Below are 25,685 nucleotides of genomic sequence, written 5' to 3'. Positions count from 1 at the left end.
ATCTTTGCAGCGTGAATGACATTTTCGGACAAGCGCTTTTTGACCATTACAAACATAACCGCAAGCATAAACTTTGGATAAAAAACAAATATGGCCCTAAAGAGGAAATGCCGGTTGATGTTTATTTTCGGGATGAGGCCGAGATGCCTGATCTGGAATTGATTGCTTTGGAAAAATGTAAGGGTTCAGTATTAGACGTTGGTGCAGGTGCGGGCAGCCACGCCCTTATGCTTCAAGATAAAGGCATTGATGTTACGGCATTGGATATTTCACCCCTGGCAGTTGCCATTATGCAACAACGCGGTGTGAAACAAGCCTTAGCAAGGGATATCTTCGAATTTAGCCATCAGCAATATGACACTTTGTTGCTGCTGATGAATGGCATTGGCTTATGCGGAACCTTAGACGGTTTACGTAGATTTTTACGGCATGCCAAAACGCTGCTTAAATCCAGCGGATGTTTACTGTTCGACTCATCTGACGTTGCCTACCTTTATGATGGCCAACCACCACAAAACGATGATTATTACGGCGAAATATCTTATCAATATGTTTATAAAGGGAAGAAAACAGATTGGTTCAAATGGCTTTATGTTGATAATGAGACACTAAAGCGAATAGCTTTAGAAGAAGAATGGATTAGTGAGGTATTTTATACTGATGATATGGACCAATATCTTGTAAAGCTTACACCTGTAAGCTATAAGGAATAGTTTAGTTGGTTGTGTTTCAGTAGTTTCTTTCCTTGAAAAAAGATGTAAAAATTTGTTATATCCATTTAAATAGATATTTTTACGGAGTTATACCCTAAATAATAACTAAAAGTTGAGAAGATTTCTGGCTATATTGCTACTAAGCGTACATCTGTTTAATGCAGGTGGGTATACCGTTATCTTCGAGTATTTCATCCATCGATCCGAGCAGCAGATCGTTAAACAGATCTACGAAAACAAGGTTGATGCTACTCAACTTGTGCAAATAAAAGTTCCTGTTCACACGCCGGGCATTCAAGACTGGCCGGATTATGAAAAAGTTCAAGGACAAGTTCAATTAAAAAACGGTTTCTACAATTATGTTGGCGTTAAGATGACCAGGGATACCATGTACCTTGTTTGTGTGGCCAACGAAGTAAAGAACAAATTATTTGAGGCTAACACCATTATAGCCAAAAATGTAAGTGATGCGCCTTTAACTAAGAAAGGGCAGGAGCCATCAGCTAAAAAACTAAGTTCTCCGGTATCAGAATACAATGTACCGGTCACCCAGGTCAATTTTCTGAATTTTAATGATCCTTCTCTGCAAAGGGAAAATCTTATATCTTCTGTATTAACCCATCCGTACATCGAATCTCCGGGCAAGCCGCCCAATTACCTTATTGGTTGATTAATAATTATATAAAGATTTTTTTTGTCTGCTTAGGCACAATGCTACGTCACGTTTTGTCGTAACGTGTCAGATGTACATGCATAACGCAGAATACAATTAAGCACCGGCCATCAAATTTGTGAGATTTTTTGGCAGCCGGTGTTTATTGATACTTTTTATCCCGATTACTTTAAACACTTATGAATAAAACTTTACAATATATAAAGTATTGTATCAGTGCGTTTGCTGTAATGGCTTTAAGCCAAACTGCCAAGGCTCAAACCGAGTCAGACGCGTTGATGATACCTAAAAATTACTTTTGTGCAGCCGGCATTTACACCCATAATAGCTGGAACCACTACTGGGAAGGCACCTTTAGACGCGATAATCTTAACCTTGGTACTGTAAGCAGCAACGTATATGCCCTTGGCGGTAACTACGGTTTAAGCAACCGTATCAATTTACTTTTTATGGTACCGTATGTTAAAACCAATGTTTCTGCGGGTACACTACGCGGACAGCAGGGTTTCCAGGACATAAGCCTTGCCTTTAAATGGATGGCTGTAAGGCAGGAGGTTGGCACGGGTTTACTTAGCTTGCATGCTATTGTATCAGGCAATATTCCGGTTGGCAATTACCAGGCAGATTACCTTCCGCTTTCTATAGGTATGCGCAGCAAAAGCATTGCTGTTAGAGGCTTATTAAATTACCAGGTAGGCAGGTTCTTTGTCGCCGGTGCAGGCCAATACGTTCGCCGCGATAATATTACTATTGATCGTGATTCTTACTTCACAACAGAGATGCACTACACCAATCAGGTGGCTATGCCAAACATGACCAATTTCTTATTCAGTACAGGTTATCGCAGCTTAAAATTTAATGCCGAGGCAACACTAACGCACGTGAATACCATTGGTGGCTTTGATATCACTAAAAACAACATGCCATTCCCAAGCAACAATATGCAGGCAACGGCGGTAGGCAGCATTTTTAAGTACATGTTCCAGTCTATACCCGGTCTTGAGTTTACGGCAGGCGGTAGTTGGGTATTACACGGCCGTAACTACGGACAGAATTTAAGCGTGTTTGGCGGTGTTTACTACGTATTCTCAACCAAAGGAGAAAAATCAGATAAATAATATTACAGATGAAAAAGAATTTACTACATATATTACCAGTGATGTTTGCGGCGGTATCGGTACTTACATCATCTTGTAAAAAAGAAATTGTTGAGCGGAACATGGAGTTCCCGGCGTTAGCACCAGCTAACTTAGACCTGAACGCTGATACTTGGAAACCTATTCTGACCGGCTCTTCTACATTTACCGTTACTGCACCCGATGCTGTGACGTCGCCAAATTATCTTGCCGATCTAAACGAAATTAAAAGCTATCAGCGCAACTTAACAAAGGAACAGCGAGACATTATTACTTACTGGAGTGCAGGATCAGTACTTCGCTGGAACGAGATTTTACGCGATCTGGTTGCTAAACACAACTTACCGCCTTATCAAAAAGATGATGGTACTTACCCGGCTCCAAGTGCTGCCAACCCTTTAGCTTATCCATTATTTCCTTTTGCTAATCCGCCTTACGCTGCCCGTGCTTATGCTTATGTAAGTGCTGCTCAATACGACGCACTGGTACAAGCCTGGAAATTTAAAAAACAATATAACCGCCCTGCGCCCTACAAAACTGATGCGACAATTAATGCTTTAGTGCCAAAATCTGACCTGCCTTCTTACCCAAGTGAGGATGCAGTGGTGTCAGGGGTTACTGCTAAGATGATGGAGTTACTTTTCCCGGGTGATCTTGATTTTATTCGCCAGAAAGCTGCTGAAGAAAAATTATACCGTATTATGGCCGGTGCGAACGCCCGCTCTGATATGGACGCAGGTGAATCATTAGGTCGCCAGGTTGCTGATGTGTTCTTAGCCCGCGCTCGAACAGATAAAGCCGGTGCAGCTATTGGTACGAAAGAGATATGGGATAAACTGGAAGCAGATACAAAAGCAACTGGCCAAATCCCATGGATAAGTTTAGAGTTGCCAAAACGCCCGCCAATGTTGCCATTGTTCACCAAAGTTACACCATTCTTATTTGCTCCTGAGACTGTTGTTGCTTTGCGCCCGGCTCCGCCATACTCTACAAGCTCGCCTGAGTTCAAAAAAGAAGCGGACGAAGTGTTGCAAATGAGCATGAACCGCAGCCGCGAACACGAGCGCATTGTAGCATTTTGGGCAGATGGCGTAGGTACAGTTACACCTCCGGGACACTGGAACACCATAGCTGCTGAGGAGTTTGTAAAACATAATTTAAGCGAAGTGCGCTGGGCACGTAACTTTGCATTATTGAACATGGCCGAAATGGATGCAGCAATAGTATGCTGGGATGCCAAGTACGCCTACTTTAATCCTCGCCCTTGCCAATATATGCTTGATATAAAGACCCTTACCGGCGTGCCAAACTTCCCGTCATATACATCTGGACACTCTAACTTTAGCGGCGCAGCTGCCACTATTTTAGGCTACCTGGTGCCGGAGCGTAAAGACGACTTTATGGCAATGGCGAACGAGGCTGCGATGTCAAGATTATACGGCGCTATTCACTACCGCAGTGACTGCGAAGTTGGCTTAAAAACCGGTATCAAAGTAGGCGAATATGCAATAGCTCGCGCTAAAACAGATGGTGCTAACTAATAAAATATAAGTGCAGGGTGATGAAGACTAAGCAAAAGATCCATTACGTATTACGAATAGCCATAGCCATGTGTTTTATTGGCCATGGTTCATTCGGTATTATTACTAAGCAGATTTGGTGCAATTATTTTGCGGTGTTCGGCATAGGCACGAAAGCGGCCTATGCCCTAATGCCGTGGGTAGGAGCTGCGGATATCGCTTTGGGTTTGATCATGCTTTTCAGGCCGATGCGGGCAATTGCGCTTTGGCTGGTTGTATGGGGAACGTTAACAGCATTTCTGCGCCCCGCATCAGGCGAGCCTTTTGCGGAGTTCATTGAAAGGGCCGGCAACTTCGGCGCACCGCTGGCTATGCTTATCCTGTCAGGAGGAATTAAGAGCTTTAAAAATTTGTTTGAGCTTATAGATCCTGCGGCCGAAATTGACGCCAAGACCATGGCGCGGGTTTATAACTGCCTTAAAACAGTTGGTTTTTTGTTATTGATAGGACACGGCTGGCTTAATCTCTTGCAAAAGAAAAGTCTGCTTGGGCAATATGCATCGCTCGGCTTTACAGAACCGGCAAAAGTGGCGCAAATGGCAGGAGTTTTCGAGATAACGGCCGCTGTGCTGGTGTTGTTTAAGCCTATCCGCAACCTGATCCTCATTTTTATTATATGGAAAGCTGCAACCGAACTATTTTATCCCAGGTACGAGATATTTGAGTGGATAGAGCGCGGTGGTAGCTACGGCACTTTGATAGCTTTATGGCTCTCATTAAAACAAGTTTCTTCAAATCTCACAATACCGTTCTTATCAAAAAAATTCTGATTTTTTAGAGGGGGACTTTCAACCAACCAATCACCTTTTTGCAATCCTTCAGGGTTGCCTGTCATTCTATTACCTAAAAACCCACAAAATGAAATTTATTTACAAGGTGCTTGCGGGCACTATCATATTTATAATATTTAACAATGTAAAAGCAAACGCACAAGGCTGTGTAGCTATCAGCGGCAAAGGCGCATTCACTGTAATGGAACATCCTATGCTTGATAGCAGTATCACTCCCGGCAAAGAAAGCAGCTGGGTATTTACATCAGCTTACCGCTACTTTCACTCTTACAAGCACTTTAAGGGTACGGAAGAACAAAAGCAACGCCAGACCTTACATAACGAAGTGGTAAACTTTCAAAATACTATCGATCTGAGCCTTACTCGTAATTTTAACCGCTTCTGGTCTGTTACTGTTGGTATCCCGTATCTTATAAACATCCGATCCTCACTTTATGAGCACGGCGGTAAAGAACGCCACAGGTCGTACTCACATGGTTTTGGCGATGCCCGCGTTGTTGCTTATCGCTGGTTGTTTGATCCGCGTACCTCACATAACGGAAATCTTCAGGTAGGCTTAGGTATTAAATTGCCTACCGGAGACTATAACTATCGCAGTTATTTTTACAACGTAACACCGTCGAACCGTCCGGTAGATCAATCTATCCAATTAGGCGACGGCGGAGTAGGTGCCATAGCCGAGTTAAATGGCTTTTTGCATCTGGGAGGGCGTTTCAGCGGTTACACCAATTTGTATTATATGGCCAACCCGCGTAACACAAACGGCACACGTACTTACCGCGAAACATTAAGCCCGTTACTTGCTAATGAAAGCATCATGAGTGTGCCGGATCAATACCTGGCGCGATTAGGAGTAAATTATACCTTTAATGGTTCGTTCAGCGCACTCACCGCATCAGTTGGTGGCCGTATGGAGGGTATCCCGGTGCGCGACCTGATCGGGAAAAGTGATGGTTTCCGTCGTCCCGGCTACATCATATCGGTCGAGCCTTCATTGAACTACAGTTTGAAGAGAGTTAACCTATTTGCGAGCGTTCCTGTTGCTTTGAAAAGAAACCGCCAGCAAAGTGTAACTGATAAAGAGAACTCGGTGAAAACAGGCACCTATGTAATAGGTGATGCTGCTTTTGCGGATTACTCTATCAATTTCGGTGTGTCCTTTAAGTTTTAATTATATTGGTTCTATAAAAGCCGGGGTGGTTCCCGGCTTTTTTTGTTTATGACTGGTATTTGATGGTAAAAATAATAGCTTTACCGCCATGAACTCTGCTGAACAAAACTTCAAAGAAACAGGCTTAAGCCTTCCGCCGGCGCCAAAACCGCTTGGTGTTTATAAACCATGTTTAATTGATGGTAAATATCTATATCTGTCGGGCCATGGCACCGTGCAGGACGATGGGTCACTTATTATTGGTCGTATAGGCGATACTATTGATATGGAAAATGGTAAGCTTGCTGCAAGGCAGGTGGGTTTGGCCATGCTGGCTACCATCAAAGAAAACCTGGGTAGCCTGGATAGGATTAAACGCGTAATTAAGGTTTTAGGCATGGTTAATTGCACTCCGGATTTTGAACGCCATCCTTACATCATTAACGGGGCGAGCGAGTTGTTTGCCAAAGTTTGGGGCGAAGAAAATGGTATTGGCGTGCGCAGTGCGGTGGGTATGGGATCATTACCGGATAATATTCCTGTTGAGATAGAAGCGCTGTTTGAACTGGTTTAAACGTAGCATATCCTATGGAAAATCCTGATTGGTATATCATTGATAAAGTTGATGAATTAGATACACCTGCACTTGTTGTGTATCCTGAAAGGGTGAGCTACAATATTGATCTTTTGAAAGCGATGGTTGATGATGTAGCACGTTTGAGACCGCATGCTAAAAGCCATAAAAGCGCTGCTGCTGCTAAATTGATGATCCGGAAAGGTATAATCAAGTTTAAATGCGCCACTATTGCCGAAGCAGAAATGCTGGGCATGGCCGGAGCTAAGGATGTACTCTTAGCTTACCAACCGGCGGGACCGAAGCTTAAGCGGTTTATTGAGGTGATAAAAACTTATACGGATACTCAATATTCCTGTTTAGTGGATAATGAACAATCCGCACTTGAAATTTCTGAACAGGCAATCGCTAATGATCTGATCATCCCGGTTTTTATCGATCTGAATATAGGAATGAACCGCACAGGCATAAAGTCTGTAGATGCGTTGGCGTTATATTCGCGTTGTAACGCCTTACCTGGTTTGTCTTTGAAAGGCTTGCATGCTTACGACGGCCACATCCATGATAGTGATTTTGAGGTAAGACGGAAACGTTCGGATGAAGCGATGCAGCCTGTTCTTCAATTAATTAAAGATTTGCAAAAACAGGGCTTCGAAAAGCCACTGCTAATAGCCGGAGGTTCGCCAACTATGCCCATTATAAAAGAAATTAAAGATGCAGAGCTTAGTCCCGGTACTTTTGTGTATTGGGATAAAGGCTATGGTGATGCCTACCCCGAACAGCCCTTTAAACCGGCTGCTTTGTTGATAGCACGCGTAATTTCATTACCTGATGAAGCTAAGATCTGTATTGATCTTGGCCACAAATCCGTGTCTGCAGAGCGCCCGCTTAACGAACGCGTTTTTTTCCTTAACGCGCCAGAACTGAAATTTGTGAGCCACAGCGAAGAGCATCTTGTAGCTGATGCCGGCGCTGGTCATAACTATAAAGTTGGCGATGTGTTGTATGGTCTGGCTTTTCATGCTTGCCCTTCGGTAGCACTGTATGAAAGGGCTCTCACCGTCGAAGATAGTATCATTTCAGGTGAGTGGAAAACCATTGCAAGAGATAGAAAGATAAACATTTAATATTCGAGCGATTCAAAAGATATGTTCACGATAGATGCACACTTAGACCTAAGCATGAACGCTCTTGAGTGGAACCGCGACCTGACGCAACCGGTTGCTGCCATCAATGCGCGTGAAGTTGGTTTAACTGACAAACCCGACAGGGCTAAAGCCGTTGTGGCATTGCCGGAGTTGAGGAAGGGAAAGATAGGGTTGGTGGTTGCAACGCAGTTAGGTCGTTACGTTGCGCCTAATAATCATTTGCCCGGGTGGCATTCGCCGCAACAGGCATGGGCGCAAACCCAGGGGCAACTTGCTTGGTACAAAGCCATGGAGGATGCGGGCGAAATGGTGCAGATAAATGATTTTGCATCTTTAGAGTCGCATGTAAGCCTGTGGCAAAATGATAATGACAGTACTAATAAGCCGATAGGTTATATCTTAAGCTTAGAAGGGGCAGATTCCATCGTGGATGTTTCCTACTTGCAAGCGGCATACAATTATGGACTTAGGGCTTTAGGCCCCGCGCATTACGGGCCGGGGCGTTATGCCAACGGAACCGATGCAACGGGGGTGATGGGTGATAACGGCCTGCAACTACTTAAAGAAATGGAGCGGCTGAACATCATCTTAGATGCCACTCATCTGTGCGATGATGCTTTTTGGCAGGCGCTGGATAATTTTGGCGGCTATGTTTGGGCAAGCCATAATAATTGCCGCGCACTGGTTAATCATAACCGCCAGTATAGCGACGAAATGATAAGGGCATTGATAAACCGCGGCGCTGTTATAGGCGCAGCCTTAGATGCCTGGATGATGGTACCAGGATGGGTTAGAGGACAATCAGATCCTAAACAAATGAATTGTAATTTGGAAGTGATGGCCGATCACATAGACCACATTTGCCAGATTGCCGGTAACGCTTTGCATGTAGGCATGGGCACCGATTTGGATGGTGCTTTTGGCAGGGAGCAATGTCCATACGACTTGGAAACCATCGCAGACCTGCAAAAAGTACCTGGTATTTTATTAAAAAGAGGATACAGCCAAACAGATATCGAAAATATGATGTATGGCAACTGGCTACGTTTTCTACGTAACGCCTGGAAATAAGATATTATGGGTGCAGAAGCCGACCGATTAAAAACTACCGGATGGAAGCGTTGGGGACCTTACGTTAGCGACCGCCAGTGGGGTACCGTGCGGGAAGATTACAGTGCTAACGGCGACGCCTGGAACTACATCACTCATGATATGGCCCGCAGTAAAGCATACCGTTGGGGAGAGGAGGGGATTGCAGGTATTTGTGATCTAAAGCAATTGCTTTGCTTCTCAGTAGCGTTTTGGAACAAGCAAGACCATATTATCAAAGAACGTTTTTTTGGGTTAAGCAATGCCGAAGGTAATCACGGCGAAGACGTAAAGGAGCTATACTATTATTTAGATAACACGCCTACCCACTCGTATATGAAAATGCTGTATAAGTATCCCCAGCAGGCATTTCCGTACGATCAATTGGTGGCAGAGAACCGAAAACGAGATCGCAACAAACCGGAATTTGAAATTATTGATACCGGTATTTTTGATAACGATGAATATTTTGATCTGCAGGTAGAGTACGCAAAAGCTGGTATAGACGACATCCTGATCAAAATAATTGTTACCAATCGCGGCAAGCAAGCCGCCAGGCTAAATGTGCTGCCAACTATCTGGTTTCGCAATACATGGGATTGGGGCTATGATGATTACAAGCCGCAATTAAGTGATAGTAATGGTAGCATAAACATCATACATAAAGATCTTGACATACACAGTCTTTTAGCAGAAGGCAACACAGAAACACTCTTTTGTGAAAACGAAACCAACATCGTCCGCTTTGGTGGGATCAATAGCAAACAGGAATACTACAAGGATGGAATAAATAATCACATCGTCAACCAATCTTATACAGTTAACAAAGCAAAAGTTGGAACGCGTGCGGCTTACAATTACGATATTGAAGTCGTCGGCGGCGAAAGCAAAGTGATCAGACTAAGGTTGACAGCAAATGAAGGCGCTAATTTTAAAGATTTTGACGACCTCTTCACCGCCCGCGAGGCGGAAGCGGATGAGTTTTACAACAACTTGTTACCTGCCAAAAACGCTCCAGAAAAAGCGATGATAAGACGGCAAGCCTACGCTGGTCTGCTTTGGAACAAGCAATTTTATTATTACGATGTTCATCAATGGTTGAAGGGCGACCCCGGAGAACCTGCTCCACCTCAAAGCCGTTTGCACGCGCGTAACAGCAAATGGCAGCACTTTAACAACCGTGGCGACATTATTTCCATGCCTGATAAATGGGAGTATCCTTGGTTTGCCGCGTGGGACCTTGCATTCCATTGCATTGCTTTGGCCGGAATTGATATGGCTTTTGCTAAAAATCAGTTGAGCCTGTTAATAAGAGATTGGTACATGCACCCCAACGGACAGTTACCTGCGTACGAATGGGATTTTGGCGATGCTAATCCACCGGTACATGCCATGGCTACCTGGAAAATATATCTGCAGGACAAACAAGCTAACGGCGGCGTGGGCGATACCTTCTTTTTAGAGCGCATCTTCCATAAGCTTATGCTAAACTTTACCTGGTGGGTTAACCGTAAAGATGAAGTAGGCAACAACATATTTGAGGGGGGCTTTTTGGGTATGGATAATATCGGCGTGTTTGACCGCAATACTAAGTTTACAAACGGTGCACACCTTGAGCAGGTTGATGGCACAAGTTGGATGGCTATGTATTCATTAAACCTGTTGAGCATTGCTGCGGAGCTTGCCCAGGCCAATAAAGCTTACCGGGATATAGCTTCTAAATATTTCGAGCACTTTATTTACATAGCCGAAGCGATGTCGAGCCTGGGAGAGGGTGGGCAGGCAGGTTTGTGGGATGAAGGAGACAACTTCTTTTACGACCAGTTGCGGATGCCTGATGGCAGCGCATTAAAAATGCGTATTCGAAGTATGGTAGGTTTAATACCAATGTTTGCTGCTGAAGTGATAGATGATGCGGACATTAGCAGCAATCCGATCTTTGCCGACAGGCTGGAATGGTTCAAAGATAACCGGCCGGATCTGGCAGCACTGGTTTCCCGGTGGGACGAGCGAAGCGCAAACGGCAAGCACCTGATCAGTTTACTGCGAGGGCATAGGATGAAAGGTTTATTAAGCTACATGCTTGATGAGAATGAATTTTTGAGTCCGTACGGTATACGTTCATTGTCTAAATATCATCTCGAACATCCGTTCAGCATTACTATTGATGGTAACCTCTTTAGCATTAAATATACTCCGGGCGATAGCGATGGGCCAATGTTTGGTGGCAACAGTAACTGGCGCGGCCCTGTGTGGGTGCCGCTCAACTATCTGTTGATCCAAAGCCTTAACACTTACCATGAATTCTATGGCGACGATTTTCAGGTGGAATGTCCAACCGGATCAGGCAATATGATGAATTTGAATCAAGTTGCAAACGAGATCTACAGACGTATTTCCAATTTGTTCCTTAACAATGCAGATGGTCACCGGCCTGCTAACGGTACTACCGAAAAGGTACAAACAGATCCTAATTTTGAGGACAATATTTTATTTTACGAGTTTTTCGACGGTGACACCGGGCGTGGCTTAGGTGCATCACATCAAACCGGATGGACGGGTTTGATCGCAAATTGTTTGTATCAATAGGATAAATTAGCGCCTAAATAATTGTGTATTAAGGACACATTAAATTTCTTTTCTTCAAATTATTGATTTAGATTTACTTACCAAGTAATAAATAAACACTAAATCAATTATGAGTTTAAACAGACGCAAGTTTTTACAAAGCGCAGGTACACTTGCACTTAGTAGCGCCGTATTATCAGCAAACGCATCTTCGTTATTTTCAAAACATCCTATAGGCATACAATTATTTACATTTTTTAATGTAATTGATGATGATGTGAAAGGCACCTTAACTAAGATCAAAGCGATGGGTTATGGAGAATTGGAATCGGCATTCAGCAAAAAGGGTGGCTACTATAGCTTTAAACCGAAGGAGTTTAAAACATTAGCTAATGACCTCGGCCTGACCTGGAAATCGCACCATGTGCTTGGCGCGCCATTTAAATTACCGGCGGGTGCTAAAATGCCTTCAGGGCCCGATGGTAAGCCAATGGTGATACCTCCAATGCTTAACCTTACCGATAATATGCAGCAGCTGGTTGACGAAGCAGCAGAAGGCGGGTTGAAATATCTTGTGTGTGCTATGACGCCAACCGGTACTACCGAGGAGATAAAGCAATCTATCGCTGTTTTAAACAAGACGGGTGAAGCAGCGGCCAAAGCCGGTTTGCAATTTGCTTATCATAATCATGACATGGAGTTTAAAGCGGTAGACGGTAGCGTGCCGTATGACCTGCTACTTTCAGAAACCGATCCTAAGAAAGTTAAAATGGAACTTGATCTTGCCTGGGCGATGAAGGCAGGTAAAAATCCTGTCGAATTATTTAAGGCTCATCCCGGCCGTTTCCCTTTATGGCATGTTAAAGACCTTGATGCAAGCCGAGAAAACATAATGCCTGTTGGTAGTGGTACGCTTGATTTTAAACCGGTTTTTGCTGCTGCTTCAATTGCCGGTATGCAAAGCTTTTTTGTTGAGCATGATATGCCTAAAGATGCATTTGCCAGCGCAGCCGCAAGCATACAATACATTAATAAAAATATCAAAATTTAATAATATGCAATTTGTACAGGCTTAACGAAGATAAGCCTGTACAAATTCATCATTTCTGATAGTGTTTATTAGTGCATTTAAATATGGTTTAGCTTCGGCATCGTTATCAAGGCTTGCAGAGTAATCTTCCAATTCATCCAAATAGTCAACAGCTTCTTCCTCGTCCTCAAATAATAAAACCACGTCACCGTTTATTTCAGCATCGGTACCATTCGGCGGGGTCGGTAAATCAAATTGGTCAAAGGCTGCAGCTGTAAACGCCGGGCTTCCTGTTTGCGGGATATCTATCTTTAACATAATAAACCTTTTTAATTTGAACGCTTGTATCAGCTTTTAGGTTTTGGCCTTTCTGCAACTATACCATCATAACGGATACTTTGTTTATTAACGCTAACAACAGAAAGATTTGCGTAACCGGTAGGATAAACCTCCAAATACATTTGCGTTCTGTTGGTTATATCATTTGGCTTGATAAAAATGCGATACCCACCTTTTTTGAGATTATCTACCTTATAATCAAACTTAGTTGATGTAAATTTTATTCCGCCATCATCGTTTGGAGTATAACCAGTATTCATGTAAGCTACCCCGAAAAAGGGCAGAAAGGATGTTACTGTATCCGGTGCAATGGTAAGATCGTAGATGCGATCAAGGTAACGTTGGCCACCACCCATGGGGTACATAAAGGTTGCTTTAAAAACAAAGTTTTTCGACTCTACCAGATTTTTTACTTCCTGTGCCTTAAGTTCCTTTTTGGTTGGCTTTGTTGTTTGCGCATTAACTTGTGTAATACAGAACAACGCCGATAATACGACAGAGAATATGATTAATAAGCGTTTCATTGTAAATGCTTTATAAAGATGACTTAATTATTTATTAGACTATAGTTGGCTGTTTAGGTTTAAATTAATAACCGATAATTAACCTGAGTTTATAACGACTTTGCAGTTCATAATTAGTACATTTTTTTACTACAAGATGCAGGCCGAATCGCAATTCCATAAATAATAAATAATAAAAAAGCTACCCGCCGGTCGACGAGTAGCTTTTGTGTCTAATTTTCCTTAATTATCCTGAAAAGTATTATATCAAATTAACGCTTCTATTAACAAATTCGGTTAGCTCGGCGCCTGTAAGCAATCCCTGTGATAGTAAAGCTAAGTCAAACGCTTGTTTAGCCAATTGAGCTTGTTCGTCAGTGTTTTCGTTGTTCAGAATGCGGCTGATCAGTTTATGGTTGCCATTTACAATAACTTTGTAGTTATCAGGCATGTTGCCATAGAAGCCCATGCCACCACCCATAGCTGCCATATCTTTCATGCGGCGCATAAACTCATCCATGGTAACGGTGACAGGTAACTCATCAGGGTGCAGACTTTCCAGTTCAACACGGTAAGCCGGTTTGTTAATGGCCTTGTCGAATATCTCTTTCACCTGTTTGGTTTGTTCTTCTGTTAACACGTGTTCAGGCGCATCATCTTTTTTGATCAGCTTATCGGCAACATCAGCATCAACCCGCTTAAGCGAAGTTTTCTCCAGCTTTTGCTCTAACTGACTAATGAAGTGGTTATCGATAGGAGAGTTCATCAGTAAAACATCGTAACCCTTTTTGTTGGCCGATTGGATGAACGAATCCTGCTTATCGGCATCGTTAGTGTAGATGTAAACTAACTGTCCATCTTTATCTGTTTGTGTACCTTCAACTTTTTCTTTGTACTCGGGCAAAGTAAAATTTTCTTTAGCCGTATTGGTTAACAGAACGAAATCTTTGGCTTTATCATAAAATTTCTCATCGCTGATAGCGCCGTATTTTACAAATAAACCAATATCGCTCCATTTATCTTCATAGGCTTTGCGGTCGTTTTTAAATAGCTCAGCAAGCTTGTCAGCAACTTTTTTGGTGATGTAGCTGTTTATCTTCTTTACGTTGCTATCGGCTTGTAAGAAGCTACGCGATACGTTCAGCGGAATATCCGGTGAATCGATAACACCATGCAACAGCATCAGGAATTCAGGCACAATATCTTTCACCTCTTCGGTGATGAATACCTGGCGAGAGAACAACTTGATCTTGTTTTTTTGAAATTCGAAGTCGTTTTTAACCTTAGGGAAGTACAAAACACCAGTAAGGTTGAACGGATAATCTACATTTAGATGGATCCAGAACAATGGATCTTCGCTGAAGGGATAAAGCTCTTTGTAGAATTTAAGGTAATCTTCGTCCTTTAACTCGTTAGGAGATTTTGTCCAGATAGGGTTGGTATCGTTGATAATATTGTCAACAGTAACCGTTGTGTATTTGGTTTTACCTTCTTCGTCAACACCGTCCTCAACGCTGTCTTCTTTAGTGCCAAATTTAATAGGCACAGGCAGGAATTTGCAGTATTTGTCAAGAATTTCTTGCAACTTGTGTTCGTTCAGGAACTCCTCAGATTCTGCATTGATGTGCAGCGTAATTTCGGTACCGCGCTCTTCCAGGTTACCGTCGCTTATTTCAAACTCGGTACTGCCATCACAAACCCAGTGTGCAGGGGTAGCACCATCCTGGTAACTTAAAGTTTCAATTTCAACCTTATCAGCAACCATAAAGGCAGAGTAGAAGCCCAAACCAAAACGACCGATGATCTCATTGGCGTCTTTGGCTTCTTTGAATTTCTCCATAAACTCGGTAGCTCCTGAGAAAGCTATTTGGTTGATGTACTTTTTGATCTCCTCGGCCGTCATACCAATACCGTTATCAGATATGGTGATGGTCTTTTTGTCGGCATCAAAGGCAACTTCAACGCGCAGGTCGCCAAGTTCGCCGTTGTACTGACCAAGGGCGGCAAGCCGTTTTATTTTTTGTGTTGCATCTACCGCATTTGATACCAGCTCGCGCAGAAATATCTCGGTATCAGAGTATAAGAATTTTTTAATGATGGGAAAAATGTTCTCGGTGTGTATCGAGATGGTTCCTTTTTCTTGCATTGTATTGAGTAATTTTAAGTTTGATTAATTGTAATGCAAACCCAGCATCAATGCCTGTTCCAAAGGATTTATCATTGCCAAATTGGCAGATAAGAACTTCAAGTACTGACCTAAGAAGCTACCGGAAAAGTCATGATAAACGCAGAACCTTTTCCTTCGGTAGACTGAACCTGGATGTTGCCCTTATGCAAAAGCATAATTTGCTTACATAAACTTAAGCCGATACCCGTACCGGTTTTGCGGGTACTAAAAAATGGGATAAAGATCTTGTCTAACAGTTCTGGTGGCATACCTACACCATTGTCTATTACCTTTACCAACAGTTTGCCACCTTGTTGTTCGGCCTGCAGGATTATCTGCGGTTCTTCGCGGTCTTTTACGGCCTCTATGGCATTCACCAGCAGATTGATTAGCACTTGGTCTAAAAGATTTACGTCGGCCTCTATAGTAAGGGCAGGATCGCGAAGGATAATATCCAACTCAATGTTCTTTTTCTCCAGCGACGGCGTCATTAGCGTGTTCAGGTTCTCAAACATATCACGCACCAGCATACGGGTAAGATCAAGCTTGGTTATCTTGTTGAGGCTTCGGTAACTTTCAGTAAATTTCAGCAAGCCATCGCTACGGCGTTTGATGGTATCTATACCTAAGCCAATATCTTCAAGATCAATATTTTGTAACCGATCGGTCAGTTCCGGATCTGCAAGTCGGTTTTTCAACGTATCGGCCAACGAAGAAATAGGGGCAACAGAATTCATGATCTCATGCGTCATTACATTCAATAGTTTGGACCATGCCTTAGATTCAGTTTCATCCAATGCCTCGCTCACGTTCTGGAAGGCGATCAACTTATAAAGCTTATCCTCGCTACGCATCACACTGGCCGTTACCAGCATTTTTACCTGCTGCTGATCGCGGGTAATGGTCATGATGTTTCCCTCACCGGCTTTAAGCTTCATCACATCATGGTATAAAACAGCCTCGCGTTTTTCAAGCGAATGAATAGTTTTTAAATACGGAACGCCGATAAGGGTTTTAAAAGCCTCATTTATCCAGCTGATCTCACCGGTCTCTTGCTCATAACTAACGATACCTGTATCCACCAGTTCCAAAATTTTCTGAAGATATTGATATTGCGTTTCGCGCTCACGGCTGATAACCTTGAAGGTCGTATTGATATCATTAAAACCTTTACGTAAAGGCTTTAATTCCGTAGGTGCTTTGCGTACATCAAAGTGGCGCGAAAAATCGCGGTAGTGTATTGATTCGACAAATTGATTTACCTCATCCTGGGCTTTCTTATTGAACCGGATAAGATCAAGCATAGAATAAACCACCAATGGTATAGTTATCACCATAAACAGATATTGCCGCAGCTCAAATATCACAAGTACGGTAGACGTAATGGCGAGGAAAAGTAAAGCAACACGCAGCACCAGCCGCCATTCGTACCTGTTAAATATCATACTTGCTTAGTCTGCGGTAAAGTGCAGTGCGGGTTAAGCCAAGCTCTTTTGCTGCACGGGTAATATTGCCATTATGTTTATCTATTACTTTTAGAATGGCATTTTTTTCTAATGTACTCAGTTGGATATTATCCTCATCGATAATGCTTTCTGTAGGCGATTCCAAAACGGAAAATATCAGATCATCTGCTTTAAGCAAACTATCATCAGCCATAATAACTGCACGCTCAATAGTATACTGCAGTTCGCGTACATTACCGGGATAACTATAGCTGCGTAATTTATTAGTAGCGGTATTATCAAAATCAGCTACCGGCTTCATGTACTTGGTGCTGTACATTTTAGCGAAGTGCCTTGCTAATACCACTATATCTTCAGCGCGTTTGCGTAAAGGCGGCATGTTGATCTCCACCGTGTTGATACGATAGATCAAATCCTTACGGAATTTGTTCTCATTAGCAAGCTCCTGCAAAGGCACATTTGTAGCGCATATCAGGCGAATATTGATATCTACTGCTTTATTTGTGCCTAAACGTGTTACCTGCCTGTTTTGCAGAACTGTTAAGAGTTTGGCTTGTTGCTGCAGGCTGATATTACCTATTTCATCTAAAAATAAAGTACCTCCCTCGGCTTCTTCAAAACGACCCATACGGTCTTCCCTGGCATCAGTAAAGGCGCCTTTCTTATGGCCAAATAATTCGCTTTCAAAAAGCGAATCGGTTAAGGCACCTACGTCTACCTTTACAAAAGGCTTATCAGCCCTTAACGAACGTTCATGTATAGCTTTTGCCATCAAATCTTTACCGGTTCCGTTCTCTCCCAAAATAAGGATGTTTGCATCCGTAGGGGCTATCTTATTTACTTTGTGAAAGATATCTTCCATCACTTCAGATTCGCCAAGGATAGAGGTTTGGCCGGTGCTGCTTTTTACAGATTTGGATGTTTTAGCACCACCTTCTTTTTTATCCAGCAGATCGGTAATGGTGTCAATCAGTTTCTCGTTATGCCATGGCTTCACCACAAAATCGTTAGCGCCTTCCTTCAGAGACCGCACAGCAAGGTCTATATCACCATAAGCTGTTATCATGATCACGCAAACGTTGGGTTTCCACTCTTTTATTTTACGCAGCCAATAGATACCCTCGTTGCCGGTGTTTATAGCGCTGTTAAAGTTCATGTCTAAAAGCACCAGGTCTATGGTGTTCTTTTGCAGCAACCAGTTCAGGTTCTCCGGGTTTTTCTCAGTTATAATTTCTTGTGTAAGCGGCTTAAGTAAAAGTTTAACAGCGGTAAGTACATCCGGGTCATCGTCAACAATTAAAACGTTGGCTTTTTTAAGTATCATAATTCAGCGTAAATCAACAGTAAATTAATCTGCAATTTAGTATTTTGACTGCTAAATATCGTACCATTTACAGCAATGGGGTTATAATCTTGAAAATCCAACCTGATACGCGTTAGCGTCCTTACAGAGGTGTTTTTAACGTTGTATCATAACCGAACACTTGCTGTAACAGAAGCGTACGGTGCAATATTAATATTTATGGATAAGTATTTATTAATCAATACTTTAATTTATGGCATGTGATTTTGTATTTACTTGCCAAACATTATCTAAACAACGTGGACAGAGTTATACAAAAAAAGAAGTGGAGCAATAAACGCCTGATGACCATAGCCGGTATCACCGGTGTTGTGGTGCTGGTTGCAGGCAGCATATTTTTTACATCCGGTAAAAGCAAATTGAACGTTGATACAGAACGCATTACTATAAGTGAGATAAAGAAAGGCCCTTTCCAGGAATTTATTCCGGTTAACGGCGTGGTGATGCCCCGTACCACGATATACCTTGACGCTGTTGAAGGTGGGCAGGTTGAAGAAAAGTATGTTGAAGATGGCGCTATGCTTAAAAAAGGCGATCCGATCCTGAAGCTATCCAACATAGATGAGGAGCTAAGCCTTGCGTCACAAGAATCAGCAGTATTTGGCGAGCAGACACAAATGCAGATAGCGCACAACAACGCACAACAAAATACGGTAAGCAAGCTTAACCAAATGGCTGATGTAGACAACGCCTACAAAGAAGCCGAACGTATTTATTTGCTTGATAAAAGCCTTTACGAGCAAAAAGCAATAGGGTTACAGGAATACCAGGCCGCTAAAAACAACTATGACTACCAGGTGCGCCGTAAACGCCTAACTACCCAAATATTAAAGCAGGATACCAGCTTAACAAAACAACAGGAGCAACAGGCGCAGGAGCATTATGCGCAAATGAAAAACGCTTTAACCCTGATGCGGAAAAAAGTGGGAAGCTTAACCCTGCGTGCGCCAATAGACGGACAATTAACCTCTATGGATGCCGAAGTGGGCCAAAACAAAAACAAAGGTGAACACCTTGGCCAGATAGACGCACAAAACGGTTTCAAAGTACGGGTTGATGTTGAAGAGCACTATCTTTCACGTATCTACAATGGCTTAATGGGCGACTTCGTTTTCGCTGATAAAACTTATAAATTAACTATTAAAAAGGTTTACTCGCAGATCACTAACGGACGCTTTCAGGTTGATATGGAATTTGTGGGCACGGTGCCTAAAGGCATCCGCAAAGGTCAAACCCTGCAGATACGTCTTGCGCTGAGCGACGAAACAACCGCCTTACTTGTTCCTCGTGGTGGTTTCTACCAGCAAACTGGTGGTAACTGGATCTTTAAAGTAAGTGAGGATGGTAAAACAGCCTACAAAACCGATGTACAGATAGGCCGCCAAAACCCTGATTATTTTGAAGTATTGCAAGGTTTAAAACCAGGCGACAAGGTAATCACCTCGAGTTACGAGAACTACGGCGATATCCAGGAACTGGTGCTGAAAGAATGATAGATTTCTTTTGCAACGAAATTGGCGCAGGCTGCGTCTGATAATTAGAAACACGAAATAAAAGACATAATCACAATTAACAACAAACCCGCCGACCTTAACCAGCCGGTGGGTTTAAGGAGGCCAAATGATAAAAATTACAAATCTTGAAAAGTTCTATCGTACAGAAGAGGTAGAGACCATTGCGCTTAACAAGCTATCGATGCACGTTGATACGGGCGAGTTTGTTGCGATAATGGGCCCATCTGGTTGCGGTAAATCAACCCTGCTTAATATTTTGGGCATGCTGGATGACCCGGATGAAGGCAGCTACGTTTTTAACGATATTGAAGTTGCCCACTTCAACGAACGTAAACGTGCCGACCTGCGCAAACACAACATCGGTTTCGTATTCCAGAGCTTTAACCTGATCGACGAACTTACGGTTTTTGAAAACGTTGAACTCCCTTTGATCTACACAGGCGTAAGCGCGACAGAACGCGTAAAAAGGGTAGAAGAAGTGTTAGATAAAATGCAGATCATGCACCGCCGTAATCACTATCCACAGCAATTATCCGGTGGTCAACAGCAACGTGTGGCTATTGCCCGTGCGGTTGTTAACAAACCAAAACTGATATTGGCGGATGAGCCTACCGGTAACCTGGATAGCAGCAATGGTAACGATGTAATGGAACTTTTGACGGACCTTAACGAGCAAGGCACTACCATTATCATGGTAACACACTCTGAGCACGACGCACGTTATAGCCACCGTATCATCCGTTTGTTAGACGGACAAACCGTGATGGAAAACATCATGGTATAATAACTTACTGATCTTTAGTTAATAATATAGTTAAGTGTGCCTCCTGCTTACTCCCTCTGCCGCCCGAACCGGCAGAGGGGTTAGCTTGAGATTTGCCCAATTTTTATCACAAAGCGCCTAATGTAAGTTACTTGCCGGTGTTGAACAAATGGGTTAGTTTTTTAAACCCTCTAAGTAATCTATCATGATAAAAAACTACATAAAAACCGCGTTCAGAAGCCTTTATAAAAACAAAGGATTTACCGCTATCAACATATTAGGTTTAGCACTTGGCTTGCTATCATGCCTTTTAATTGTATTATATGTTGTAGATGAGCTAAGCTTTGACCGCTACAACACAAATCACGACCGTATCTTCCGTGTAAATGAAGATCTAAAACTTGGCGATAACAAGGTTGATTACGCTGTAGCCATGCCGCCGCTGGCCAAAACCATGAAGGTTGAATACCCTTATGTTGTGGAAGCTACCCGCATTAAAGCTGCTGGCACAACACACGTAAAAAAAGGGGATCTTACCGTTGTAGAAAATCGTATCGCCTTTGCAGATGCATCTATATTCAGCGTGTTTACACTGCCCATGATAAGTGGTGACCCCAAAACTGCTTTAAAAGACCCAAATACTGTTGTCTTAACTGAAACTACTGCACGCAAGTATTTCAACACCACTGATGCCGTTGGCAAAACCATCATATTTAACGATAAACAGAACTTTAAAGTAACCGGCGTTATCAAAGATGTACCGAAGCAATCGCATTTTAACTTTGACTTTTTTGTGTCGCTTGAATCTTTCCCTGATAGCCGTTCAAATGAATGGTTACGCAGCGATTACAACACCTATGTTTTACTGAAAGATAAAAAATACGCAAAGCAGTTAGAAGCAAGCTTCCCTGCGTTTCTTCAAAAATTTAGCGGAGCCCAAATGCAGTCAGAACTGCACATGAGTTATGATCAGTTTGAAAAGAGCGGAAGCTATTTCAGAATGAACCTTACCCCGCTGGACGACATCCATTTGAGATCAGCCCGTAACGGCGAACTTGGGCCAAATAGCACCGTTCAGTACGTTTATATATTTTCTGCTATTGCAATATTCATCCTGCTTATAGCTTGTGTTAATTTCATGAACCTAAGCACGGCGCGCTCTGCAAATCGTGCACGCGAAGTAGGCGTGCGAAAAGTCTTAGGCTCTTCTCGCAATAACCTCATCTTTCAATTCCTGGCCGAATCGCTTTTAGTAACGTTGATTGCAACAGTAATAGCTTCATTTTCAGCTGCGGCATTGCTGCCGCTATTCAATCAACTGGCAGGTAAAGAAATAGTGCTTACTGCGCAAACTGTCATCTGGCTTGTGCCTTCCCTGCTTGCAATTGTTTTAGTAGTGGGTGCCTTAGCTGGATCTTACCCTGCTTTTTTCCTATCTGCATTCCAACCTATAGCCGTATTAAAAGGAAAGCTTTCAAACGGTTTTAAAAGCAGTTTCCTGCGCAGTTTTTTGGTGGTTTTTCAATTTAGTGTATCTATTCTCTTGATCATTGGCACGCTGGTGATCTATAATCAGTTAAACTTTATCCAAACCAAAAATCTGGGCTATAACCGTAACCAGGTTTTGGTGGTTCAAAATGCATTCGAACTGGGTAACCAGGCATCCATCTTTAAACAGGAGTTAGCAGACCTGCCGGGCGTAAAAGCCACCACCATGACAGGCTTCTTGCCAACATCCGGATGGAAAAACACCCGTATCTTTTTCAAAGATGCTTCCCTCAATCAAAAAGAATCAATGTTCCCGCAAACCTGGGATGTTGATGCCGATTGGATACCAACCCTGGATATGAAAATGGCGCAGGGCCGTAATTTCAACAAAGATATTGCTACCGACTCATCTGCCGTGATAATCAATGAGGCAGCGGCCAGATTCCTGGGCTTTAATGATAACGCCGTAAATAAAGAATTATATCAGTCCCTTGGTGGTAAAACCGAATTAGCTAACACTAAACTGTACCATGTTGTTGGTGTTGTAAAGGACTTCCACTTTAACTCGCTTAGAGAGAAAATAGAGCCGGTTGTGTTAAAGCTTGGCCAAAACAACGGTGCATTAAGTATCAGGTTAAGTGCTAATAACCTGCCACAACTGATCAGCCAGATAAAAGCTAAATGGAGCAGCCTGTCACCCGGCTTACAGATCAATTATTCGTTCATGGATCAGGATTTTGACACCATTTACAAAAGTGAGCAACGCGTGGGTGAGATCTTTGTCATATTTACAACACTTGCTATTGTAATTGCATGCCTCGGCTTATTTGGTTTGGCAGCCTACGCCGCTGAGCAACGTACAAAAGAGATAGGTATCCGCAAGGTTTTAGGAGCCGATGTAAACTCTATTGTATCGATGTTGTCTAAAGATTTTGTAAAACTGGTTGTACTTGCACTGGTAATAGCTGCACCACTGGCCTGGTACCTAATGAACAAGTGGCTTCAGGATTTTGCCTACCGGATACATATACAGTGGTGGGTAATAGCCGCTGCCGGCATAGGTGCATTACTGATAGCGATTGTCACTATCAGTTTCCAATCAATAAAAGCTGCACTGGCAAACCCGGTTAACAGCCTCAAAGACCAATAAACAACGTTGCTACTTGTTTGACACCAGTGCATTGACTTAAAGACCAGATGACTCAATTATAGAAAATATGTTTAAGAACTACCTAAAGATCACATGGCGAAACCTGATGAAAAACAAAGGTTTCACGGCTATCAATATTGCGGGTTTGGCTGTTGGCATGGCCAGCGCAGCACTTATCTTATTTTGGGTACAAAACGAGGTAAGCTATGATAGGTTTCACACCAAGGCAGACCGATTGTACAACATGTATAACCGCTCGCGTTTTGATGGCAAATTATGGTGTTGGAATACAACTCCAGAGCCAATGCGAAAATCTCTTAAACAGGATTACCCACAGGTAGATCAGGCAACACGGGTCACCGATGCTGGTTTTCTATTTACCGTTGGCGAAAAGCATTTAACGATGCAGGGCAACTTCGTGGATAACGATTTCCTGACGATGTTCAGTTTCCCGCTTATAAAAGGTGACGCTAAAGCGGCGCTTGCGGTGATGAAGAACATTGTGTTAACCGAGTCTACAGCCAAACGACTTTTCGGTAACGACGATGCGATGGGCAAAACCATCAAGATTGACAGTGTCGATTATTTTACTGTTACAGGTGTTATGAAGGATCTGCCAAACAACACCCGTTTCAAGTTTGATTACCTTCTTCCATGGCAATACTATGATAAGATCAGTAATAAAGGTAGTGAGTCTGCCAATTGGGGAAATAACGATGTTAACACATATATAACTTTAAAACCTGGCGTTACGGAAGATTTCTTTAACTCACGTGTTAAAAATATCACCCGTTCGCATTCAGATATCAAAGACATTGACGTTTTTGTGCATCCGGCAAAAAAATGGCGCCTTTACTCAAAGTTTGAAGAAGGCAAACAAGTGGGCGGTAAAATTGAAGTAATAACGCTGTTCAGCGTTATAGCCGCGTTTATATTACTGATAGCCTGTATCAACTTCATGAACCTAAGTACTGCCAGAAGCGAAAAGCGTGCTAAGGAAGTAGGCATACGCAAGGTGGTTGGCGCCGGTAAAAGTAGTTTGATAGCTCAATTTATGGGCGAATCAATACTCATCTCTTTAATTTCAGGAGCAATTGCACTATTGATAGTTCAACTTTCGTTATCAGGCTTTAACAACCTTACACAGAAGCAGTTGTTTATTCCGTACAGCAACCCATCGTTTTGGTTGATCTTTACTGGATTCATTGTTTTTACCGGGTTATTAGCGGGTAGTTATCCTGCATTGTATCTATCCTCGTTTGCGCCGGTTAAGGTATTAAAGGGAACCTTTAAAGTTGCTAACGCCACTTTTTCACCACGAAAAATATTAGTAGTTACACAATTCACTTTTGCTATAGTGCTTATAATCAGCACAATCATTGTTAAAGAACAGTTGGATTATGCGCAAAACCGCGAAACAGGCTATGCCAAAAATAAACTGGTGTACACACTCATGACCGGGGAAATAAGTAAGAATTATAACCTTATTCGTAATGAGTTGGTTACCAGCGGTGCGGCGGCAGCCGTTACCAAAACCAGTGCACCAATAACCGAAGGCTGGAGCGATACCTGGGACTTTTCGTGGCCGGGCAAACATGAGGGTGATAAAATAGACTTTAACGTATTTAACACCGATGGTAATTTCATCAAAACCATGGGCCTTAAGATAATTGACGGCAGGGATATAGATATAACTAAATATCCGGGCGACTCAACCGCTATTATGCTGAACGAGGCCGCGGTTAAAGTGATGGGGCTTAAAAACCCGGTTGGGCAAATTGTGCTCAACGGTAACAAAACCAAACTTACCGTAGTAGGCGTTGTGAAAGATTTTGTTCTTCAATCGCCATACGACCCGGTTAAACAAATGGTTATACAGGGGCCGTCAGCATGGTTTAACGTAATACACTTTAAACTAAATGATAACCTGAGCACCGCTCAAAGCCTCAAACTGGCCGAAGGCGTTTTCAAAAAGTACAATCCCGAATATCCATTTGAGCCACACTTTGTAGATGAAGCTTACGGTAAGAAATTTCAGGATGAGCAACGGATAGGGACACTTGCATCTCTATTTGCAGGACTAACCGTATTTATCTCATGCCTTGGCCTGTTTGGTTTAGCTACTTACATGGCACAAAACCGCATTAAAGAGATCGGTGTACGCAAAGTTTTAGGCGCATCAGTATTGCGGGTAACCACTATGCTTTCAAAAGACTTTTTAAAACTGGTAGGGATTGCCTTCGCTATTTCGGTACCTATATCATGGTATCTCATGAGCCAATGGCTACAAAAATACTCCTACCGGGTTGAGATAAGCGTTTGGGTGTTTGTAGCAGCCGCACTGCTTACTACGCTTATTTCCATCTTAACAGTTAGCACACAAGCTGTAAAAGCAGCGCTTGCTAATCCGGTTAAGAGTTTACGTTCAGAATAATTAAGGGCTCCATTAACTCAAATAGGGTTTGGTGTTTAGTTTTTCA

The 25,685-nt window shown here is 42.7% G+C and carries 20 protein-coding genes; 15 read left to right on the top strand and 5 right to left on the bottom strand.

From position 1 onward, the window contains the following. Nucleotides 1-11: 11 nt before the first annotated feature. From INP83_RS15475 to INP83_RS15425, 11 genes are all read left to right on the top strand, one after another. Nucleotides 12-713, top strand: a complete 702-nt coding sequence (locus tag INP83_RS15475; protein ID WP_255563166.1) for a bifunctional 2-polyprenyl-6-hydroxyphenol methylase/3-demethylubiquinol 3-O-methyltransferase UbiG — start codon at nt 12-14, stop codon at nt 711-713. A 112-nt stretch (nt 714-825) separates the two neighbouring features. Beyond that, entirely contained in the window at nt 826-1,383 is a 558-nt protein-coding gene (locus INP83_RS15470; protein ID WP_219124978.1) for a hypothetical protein, read from the top strand. Nucleotides 1,384-1,565: 182 nt separating this feature from the next. Continuing rightward, on the top strand, nt 1,566-2,504 hold the full coding sequence (locus INP83_RS15465; RefSeq protein ID WP_219124977.1) for a transporter: 939 nt from the start codon (nt 1,566-1,568) through the stop codon (nt 2,502-2,504). 8 nt (nt 2,505-2,512) lie between these two features. Then, nucleotides 2,513-4,063: a phosphatase PAP2 family protein gene (locus INP83_RS15460; RefSeq protein WP_219124976.1), complete on the top strand. Its 1,551-nt coding sequence runs from the start codon at nt 2,513-2,515 to the stop codon at nt 4,061-4,063. Nucleotides 4,064-4,083: 20 nt separating this feature from the next. Continuing rightward, entirely contained in the window at nt 4,084-4,872 is a 789-nt protein-coding gene (locus tag INP83_RS15455; protein ID WP_219124975.1) for a hypothetical protein, read from the top strand. 88 nt (nt 4,873-4,960) lie between these two features. After that, a complete protein-coding gene (locus tag INP83_RS15450; protein WP_219124974.1) occupies nt 4,961-6,064 on the top strand; it encodes a hypothetical protein in 1,104 nt (367 codons plus the stop codon). 88 nt (nt 6,065-6,152) lie between these two features. Continuing rightward, complete coding sequence (locus tag INP83_RS15445) at nt 6,153-6,617, top strand: RidA family protein (protein ID WP_219124973.1); 465 nt, start codon at nt 6,153-6,155, stop codon at nt 6,615-6,617. A 14-nt stretch (nt 6,618-6,631) separates the two neighbouring features. Next, on the top strand, nt 6,632-7,744 hold the full coding sequence (locus tag INP83_RS15440; RefSeq protein WP_219124972.1) for a D-TA family PLP-dependent enzyme: 1,113 nt from the start codon (nt 6,632-6,634) through the stop codon (nt 7,742-7,744). Between the two features lie 21 nt (nt 7,745-7,765). Then, the gene (locus INP83_RS15435) at nt 7,766-8,836 is read left to right on the top strand and encodes a dipeptidase (protein WP_219124971.1); all 1,071 of its coding nucleotides are present in this window, start codon (nt 7,766-7,768) and stop codon (nt 8,834-8,836) included. 6 nt (nt 8,837-8,842) lie between these two features. Next, complete coding sequence (locus INP83_RS15430; protein ID WP_219124970.1) at nt 8,843-11,443, top strand: glucosidase; 2,601 nt, start codon at nt 8,843-8,845, stop codon at nt 11,441-11,443. A gap of 109 nt (nt 11,444-11,552) precedes the next feature. Further along, nucleotides 11,553-12,473 carry a sugar phosphate isomerase/epimerase gene (locus tag INP83_RS15425; protein WP_219124969.1) on the top strand — a complete coding sequence of 307 codons (921 nt, stop codon included), beginning with the start codon at nt 11,553-11,555 and terminating at the stop codon, nt 12,471-12,473. Nucleotides 12,474-12,494: 21 nt separating this feature from the next. On the opposite strand, the gene INP83_RS15420 is transcribed toward INP83_RS15425, so the two are convergent. The 5 genes from INP83_RS15420 to INP83_RS15400 form a co-directional block, all read right to left on the bottom strand. Further along, entirely contained in the window at nt 12,495-12,770 is a 276-nt protein-coding gene (locus INP83_RS15420; RefSeq protein WP_219124968.1) for a hypothetical protein, read from the bottom strand. 29 nt (nt 12,771-12,799) lie between these two features. Next, complete coding sequence (locus INP83_RS15415) at nt 12,800-13,315, bottom strand: DUF4251 domain-containing protein (protein ID WP_146271097.1); 516 nt, start codon at nt 13,313-13,315, stop codon at nt 12,800-12,802. Between the two features lie 241 nt (nt 13,316-13,556). Continuing rightward, complete coding sequence (htpG, locus tag INP83_RS15410; protein ID WP_219124967.1) at nt 13,557-15,440, bottom strand: molecular chaperone HtpG; 1,884 nt, start codon at nt 15,438-15,440, stop codon at nt 13,557-13,559. Between the two features lie 110 nt (nt 15,441-15,550). Beyond that, complete coding sequence (locus tag INP83_RS15405; RefSeq protein ID WP_219124966.1) at nt 15,551-16,906, bottom strand: PAS domain-containing sensor histidine kinase; 1,356 nt, start codon at nt 16,904-16,906, stop codon at nt 15,551-15,553. Then, the gene (locus tag INP83_RS15400) at nt 16,896-18,251 is read right to left on the bottom strand and encodes a sigma-54 dependent transcriptional regulator (protein ID WP_219124965.1); all 1,356 of its coding nucleotides are present in this window, start codon (nt 18,249-18,251) and stop codon (nt 16,896-16,898) included. The genes INP83_RS15405 and INP83_RS15400 overlap by 11 nt, the downstream gene beginning before the upstream one ends. Nucleotides 18,252-18,529: 278 nt before the next feature. Here INP83_RS15400 and INP83_RS15395 point away from each other — a divergent pair, with 278 nt between their 5' ends. From INP83_RS15395 to INP83_RS15380, 4 genes are all read left to right on the top strand, one after another. Next, nucleotides 18,530-19,783, top strand: coding sequence for an efflux RND transporter periplasmic adaptor subunit (locus tag INP83_RS15395; protein ID WP_146271105.1), 1,254 nt, complete (start codon nt 18,530-18,532; stop codon nt 19,781-19,783). Between the two features lie 127 nt (nt 19,784-19,910). Next, nucleotides 19,911-20,588 (top strand): ABC transporter ATP-binding protein, encoded by a 678-nt coding sequence (locus INP83_RS15390; protein WP_219124964.1) that lies wholly within the window; start codon nt 19,911-19,913, stop codon nt 20,586-20,588. A 184-nt stretch (nt 20,589-20,772) separates the two neighbouring features. Beyond that, on the top strand, nt 20,773-23,205 hold the full coding sequence (locus INP83_RS15385) for an ABC transporter permease (protein ID WP_219124963.1): 2,433 nt from the start codon (nt 20,773-20,775) through the stop codon (nt 23,203-23,205). Nucleotides 23,206-23,272: 67 nt separating this feature from the next. Continuing rightward, nucleotides 23,273-25,639, top strand: coding sequence for an ABC transporter permease (locus INP83_RS15380; RefSeq protein WP_219124962.1), 2,367 nt, complete (start codon nt 23,273-23,275; stop codon nt 25,637-25,639). Nucleotides 25,640-25,685: the final 46 nt, after the last annotated feature.

Origin of the sequence: Mucilaginibacter sp. 21P (genome assembly GCF_019331605.1) — a bacterium.
Lineage (GTDB): Bacteria > Bacteroidota > Bacteroidia > Sphingobacteriales > Sphingobacteriaceae > Mucilaginibacter > Mucilaginibacter achroorhodeus.
This window is presented reverse-complemented; position numbering and strand designations above follow the sequence as displayed.